Raw genomic sequence first — 5479 nt, 5'->3', positions numbered from 1 at the left:
GTTCTGGAGACGAATGGTCGCGGGTACAAAGTCGCGCGATCATCGCCACCCTCGCGAGGGAACTGCTCTTCTGCAGGGACGCGCCATCTGCGGTCGTTGTGGTCGGTTTCTCCGGCTCCGGTACGCTACGCGACGCTACGCGACGCGACGCGACGCGACGCGACGCGAACGACAGGAAGCCTGGTATGTCTGCGATCGAGCACAAGGCGATCGTGGAGAACCTTGCTGCCAGTCAATTGCCGGAGTGCCGATTGATGAAGCAGTTGGCGCATTGATCGTCGCGTCGATGACTCCGGCTGCCGTTGAGTTGGCATGGGAGATACGCAGGGAAATCGAAGCGCGTCACGATGAAGCCGATCGATTACGCCTGCGCGCTATCGAACGCGCCAAGTTCGATGCAGATCTTGCGCAACGGCGATTCATGCTGGTCGACCCAAGTAACCGACTAGTCGCCGACACACTCGAGCAAGAATGGAACGACAAGCTGCGCATATTGGCCGACGCGAGAGAACAAAGGGAGCGTAGCCAGCAGCAGGAGCGTCTAATACTCGACGATGCGACCCGCGACCGGCTCATCGCAATGACAGCGGACTTCAAAACACTTTGGCGTGATCCATCGCTGGCGAATCGGGAGCGAAAGCGACTGCTAGCCTATATCGTCGAGGACGTCACACTGGTCAAAATTCCAGACGAAGGGACAACAAAGATTCACGTTCGCTTCGAGGCCGGCAAGACTGAAACGCTCACGGCGCAGAATCCCAAAACATCTGCACAACAGGTTAAAACCCAGCCAGAGGTCCTCGAGCTCATCGACAAGCTTCTCGATGACCATACATGCTCTCAGATTGCGCAGCTCCTCAATGATCGGGGCATCCGTCCCGGCGGTTGTGTCCGTCCAGGTAAGAGCAACATTCGGTTCGACGCACTGCGCGTCTCATACATCGCACAGCGAAACGGACTTCGATCCCGCCGCGACGGACTGCGCGACCGCGGGATGCTCACAAAACTGGAGGCTGCAGCTCGACTCGGCATCCACGAAGCAACGCTCACCAGGTGGATGGGGTCGACTCACTGACCGTGCGAAAGTGGCGCACAACGAGCGTAGCATCCAAAACCCTCTGATCCAAGAAAAGGAGTTGTAGTATGAACCCAGCTAGTTGTACCAGAGCGCGAAGCCGGTGCGATCCCAGTACAGGCACTTGACCTTCGTGCGGTCCCGGCCCACGAACACGAACAGGTTGCCCGAGGCGGCGTTCTGCGCAAGCAGTGGTTCGACCAGATACGACAGCCCGTCAATCGACTTGCGCATGTCGACCGGTTCACGGCAGATATAGGCACGGACGTCGGCTGCTATCAGCACCGGCCACCTCCGAGCTGGCCCAGAACGAAGCGCACGATACGCTCGGCATGGGTGCCGGTCAGTTCGATGCGGACCCCGGCAAGCGACAGCGTCACGCGGTCACGTGAAGACGACGGCGGATCGGTCGTCACTGACGGTGCCGGCGCGAGCGGCCCACCATCTGGACGCGCCGCGACAAACACTGCATCCGGCGTCACCAAGAGCGGGTTCACCTCGACGGATATCTCGCCAGCGAATTTCTTGCGCCACAGGCCGAACGTGCTGACGGCGAGCCCCTGCTGTCGACAGCAACGTCGCACACCGAGGCCGCTCGCTTCCCATGTCATGACCATCTCGCGCCAGAATGCCTCGCCTTGCCGGGGGCGTCGTGTGCCCATCGGTCCAGCTGTCCCGCCCTTCGCGTTGTCCATCGCATTACTCCGCCGTTACGATGGCAATACCTTCGCATCGCGCTTATGTGCATTCAAGACGGGATTTGCTGACGGACACGGCGCAACTATGTAATCTTGATGTCGAACAAAGCCGCCGGTATGTAAGTATGTAATGCTGGGCGTTGTTACATTGCCCAAAACTCGATTTCTGCAAAACGCGCCAAGTGTACGATGGCCTCTCATCTCGCCGTTGCCACATTCGTTGTATCGATTGCGGCTCAAACTGCATTCGCCCAGCAGCCCGACACGACAACGCCAACGTCGAAGGCAGCCACGGCCCAGTCCAACACCTCAACTTACAATCAGCCATCGAAAGCAATTCTGGATGTGATGCTCGCGGCGCCGCCACCGATACCGGTCATCAGCCCAAGCGCCGATCGGGCACTGCTCGTCAGCTGGCAGGAATATCCGTCTATCGCACGAGTTGCAACGCCGTTCCTGCGGCTTGCTGGCGTGCGTGTTGAGCCCGCCAACCGCAGCCGGCACGACACGCCAGGTGGCTATGGCATCCCGGCGTGCGCTACCGGTTTCGAACTGATGCTGTTCGCGACTGGCGCCATGCGGCACATAGCACTACCGCCCGGCGTCTGCGCAACGGGTCCAAGCTGGAACGCCGACGGTAAGCGCTTCGCATTCGAAAACGTGACCGCATATTCGGTCGATCTGTGGATCGGCGACGGCGAAACAGGCGCAGTGCGCCGTATTCCAGGTGTGCAGTTGAATCCGATGTTCGGCGACGATCTGATGTGGATGCCCGACCAGACCTCGCTGCTCGTGAAAATGATTCCCGCGCACCAGGGCCCGCCGCCTGTCGCCATCGACGAATCGGTCGGCCTGGGCATCCAGGAATCCGACGGCCGGCGCGGCCAGAGCAGCACGTACGAAGCACGCGACACGCTGGGGAGCGTCCACGACGAAGCGCTGTTCGACTATTACGGCACCTCGCAACTCGCGAGGGTCGACGCACGCACACTCGCCGTCACGCCGCTCGGTGCTCCTGCGTTGCTCGCCGGCATCACGCCCGCGCCGGATGGGCGGCACGTGCTGGTGTCCACGATCCGGCGGCCGTATTCGTACGTGACGACTGCCGGGCGCTTCCCGCACGATTACACGGTGTGGGACATTGCGAAGCCCACGCAGATCGCCACACACCTGATCGTGTCGCGTTCGCTCGCCGACCGCGTACCGGTCTCCGGCGTGCCGCTCGGGCCGCGCGAGTTCTCGTGGCGGCCGACCGAACCGGCTACGCTGGTGTGGGCCGAGTCGCTCGACGGCGGCGACTGGAACGTCGATGTGCCCGAGCGCGACAAGGTCATGATACTGAGGGCGCCGTTCGACGGAGCGCCGCACGAACTGACACGTTTGCGCCAACGCTACGCAGGCTTCGGATGGACCTCGCAGCCGGACATCGCGCTGCTCTCCGAGTACGACAACAACCGTCACTGGTGGCGCACCTTCATCGTCGACGTTGATGCTCCGCACGTCACGCAGCGCATGCTGTGGGATCTATCGAGCAACGAGCAATATGCGAATCCCGGTACACCGGCCATGCGGATTCAGCCGAACGGTTTTCCCGTGATCCGCGTCGATGACGACGCGATCTTTCTCAACGGACAAGGCGCGTCGCCTACCGGTAACCGTCCGTTCCTCGACCGGCTCGACCTCGCGACGCTCAAGACCGAGCGCCTGTTCCGCAGCGACAAGACTGCCCTTGAGTCCTTCGTTGGGTTCACCGGTCATGGAACTGGGTCGTTCCTGACCTGGCACCAGTCGGCGATGGATCCGCCAAACCTGTTCGAGCGTACGCTCGGTGTCCCGGTCGACGCGCCACCGGGCGAAGCGCGCTATGCCTCGGGCTCGACCGCCCTCACCCATTTCGTCGATCCCACGCCAGTGGTGCGTCAAATCAAGAAGCGCCTCGTCAAGTACAAGCGCGCCGATGGGCTCGACCTGTCCTTCACGCTGTACATGCCACCGGGTTATCAGGAAGGCACGCGTGTTCCCGCGATCCTGCACGCCTATCCGCGCGACTACGCCGATGCAGCGACGGCCGGCCAGGTGGGCAGCTCCGAGGAGACGTTCACTCACCTGAAGAATTACCAGCTGATGCTGCTCGCCGGCTACGCGATTATCGATAACGTCTCCTTTCCAGTCATCGGCGACCCAAAGCATGCCTACGACACCTACAACGAGCAGCTCGTCGCGGACGCCATGGCCGCAGTCGATAAGGCGGTACGGCTCGGGGTCGTCGACCCGGACCGCATCGGCGTGACGGGTCATAGCCACGGCGCGCTGATGACGGCCAATCTGCTGGCGCACTCCGACATGTTTCGTGCCGGTGTGGCAACGAGCGGCGCCTACAACAAGGCGCTCACGCCGTTCGGCTTCCAGAGCGAGCGGCGCTCGGTGTGGCAGGCGCAGGATGTTTATCTCAAGGTGTCGCCGTTTTTCTATGCCGACCGGTTGAAAACTCCGCTGCTGATCGTGCACGGCATGGATGATGCGAATCCCGGTACCACGCCGCTCCAGGCGACGCTGCTATACGAGGCACTGCGCGGCAACGGCGGTACGACACGACTGGTGATGCTGCCGCACGAACCTCACTGGTACTCGGCGCTCGAATCGAATGAGCAACTCGTGTACGAAATGGAGCGCTGGTTCGACCGCTACGTGAAAAATGCGCCGCAGCGTTCATCCGGTGCGACGGTCGTCGCAACACCACACGCGCAATAAACGGCCCACCGCGCCAAGAGCGCGGAGTATTCCGGGGGGAGAAAGCTTGAGTTGCCGTAAATCCTTGCCAGGTTTGCCTTGGTTAGGTATTCCACGCTCATCCGGCCAGCTTCGTTTGCTCATAAACCCTTCAAGACCGATATCCAACCTTCGGGGTTCAGTCCATCTGGGTGGTGCAACAAAATCGACCTGGACGCGCTCATAGCCGGGCTCGAACTGGGAGCGACGGAAATTTCTGGGGTTCCGGCTTGGAACCCCAACCCCAAGCACGGTCTGGACGTTGAGGACGAACTGGCGACGATCATTCCGGATGACTGACGGGCGAGCGAGCAGGACGGCCATATTGGGCGAAAGCATGCGCAAGGCGACTCCGGTTGGCCGAGTCCTGCCCAATGCGTTTGTCACAAGTCGACCCGAAGCGGAAATTCGCGGCGCTCCGAAACGGACGTTCAATTCCTCTTCGATTCCGCACAACCCGTGGACGGCGCTCAGGTGTGCGCAAGGATATTGACCAGTTTCTCGAATGGGTCGCGAACGAAGAACCGACGGACGCCCCAAGGTTCGTCAACCGGACCATATTCGATGGCAAAGCCCACAGCCTTCATGCGTTCAAGTGCTGCGTCCACATCGTCTACTTCAATCGATAGGTCCGGTACTGGCGTGCCGGAACCTCCTTCTGCGGCGAAGCTCACCTGAATGGTCATCTCGGTCTGAGAACCATAGGTCTGGATCATCTGCTGCCTGCAGGGACGCTAGCGAATTCTCAGGCGTGCGCGGATTCGGCGCGGACTCGCCCCAAAGTCCGCGGTGCGCGATCACTGCGACGCTAAAATGCACTTTTTTTGGAAAGTACAAGCCGGCCATTCTGGTTTCAACTTTCGGACAGGCCGCGGACAGTTGAGGCGTGATGGCAATGGCGGCGAGAACGACAACGCTCGATAACCGAGCCTTAGCA

General features: G+C 61.1%; 4 protein-coding genes and 2 pseudogenes. 3 read left to right on the top strand and 3 right to left on the bottom strand.

Annotated elements, in window-relative coordinates; genetic code table 11:
• Positions 1-13: 13 nt before the first annotated feature.
• Positions 14-208, top strand: a pseudogene (locus tag BMI01S_RS43605) (hypothetical protein); the annotation flags it as partial.
• 36 nt (positions 209-244) lie between these two features.
• Positions 245-1075, top strand: coding sequence for a hypothetical protein (locus tag BMI01S_RS35690; RefSeq protein ID WP_255217852.1), 831 nt, complete (start codon positions 245-247; stop codon positions 1073-1075).
• Positions 1076-1153: 78 nt separating this feature from the next.
• Here BMI01S_RS35690 and tnpB read toward each other — a convergent pair whose 3' ends face one another.
• Together tnpB and tnpA are read right to left on the bottom strand one after the other, a co-directional pair.
• The gene (tnpB, locus tag BMI01S_RS35685) at positions 1154-1360 is read right to left on the bottom strand and encodes an IS66 family insertion sequence element accessory protein TnpB (RefSeq protein WP_042292684.1); all 207 of its coding nucleotides are present in this window, start codon (positions 1358-1360) and stop codon (positions 1154-1156) included.
• Positions 1354-1770, bottom strand: a complete 417-nt coding sequence (tnpA, locus tag BMI01S_RS41575) for an IS66 family insertion sequence element accessory protein TnpA (RefSeq protein ID WP_028232968.1) — start codon at positions 1768-1770, stop codon at positions 1354-1356. Before tnpA ends, tnpB begins: the two co-directional genes overlap by 7 nt.
• Before the next feature lie 192 nt (positions 1771-1962).
• Here tnpA and BMI01S_RS35675 point away from each other — a divergent pair, with 192 nt between their 5' ends.
• Entirely contained in the window at positions 1963-4524 is a 2562-nt protein-coding gene (locus BMI01S_RS35675; RefSeq protein ID WP_036047125.1) for a S9 family peptidase, read from the top strand.
• Between the two features lie 488 nt (positions 4525-5012).
• Here the strand turns inward: BMI01S_RS35675 and BMI01S_RS35665 are convergent.
• Positions 5013-5255, bottom strand: a pseudogene (locus BMI01S_RS35665) (VOC family protein); the annotation flags it as partial.
• Between the last annotated feature and the right edge of the window lie 224 nt (positions 5256-5479).

This window comes from Paraburkholderia mimosarum LMG 23256 = NBRC 106338 (genome assembly GCF_000739815.1).
In the GTDB taxonomy this organism is placed as follows: Bacteria; Pseudomonadota; Gammaproteobacteria; order Burkholderiales; family Burkholderiaceae; genus Paraburkholderia; species Paraburkholderia mimosarum.
Note: the sequence above shows the minus strand (reverse complement) of the source record. Positions and strands in the feature narration are given on the sequence as shown.